Below are 355 nucleotides of genomic sequence, written 5' to 3'. Positions count from 1 at the left end.
GCAGAGCATTTGATTAGCACGGAGAGAGGCAAATTAATTCAAGATACTCAACATACGCGAGATCGTACCAAAGGAATATCAGCGTATATTTCCAGCTTAGCAGAAAAGTTTAAACATCCAGATTTAGCTCGTAATTATTTAGAGAAAATACACAAAAAATATCCACGATACATACGTGATCAGCTTCAACTTATAGAGAAAGCGTGTCAAACAGAGGAAGCATTTATTGATGAAGCATTAGCAATCTGTGAAACCAAAGCACTTTATAGTGCAAATGAATTTAGCGATATCGTTCAATACCTCAAACGCCAGCGCCAAGTGAACAACAAAGTATGTATACCAGAAGAACCACCGA

Annotated in this window: 1 pseudogene; it reads left to right on the top strand. The window is 37.5% G+C overall.

Going from position 1 to position 355, the window contains the following annotated elements:
* Positions 1 to 355 (top strand): annotated as a pseudogene (locus M3210_RS20870) (IS21 family transposase); the annotation flags it as partial.

This window comes from Oceanobacillus luteolus (genome assembly GCF_023715655.1).
GTDB lineage: Bacteria > Bacillota > Bacilli > Bacillales > Amphibacillaceae > Oceanobacillus > Oceanobacillus luteolus.
This window is presented reverse-complemented; position numbering and strand designations above follow the sequence as displayed.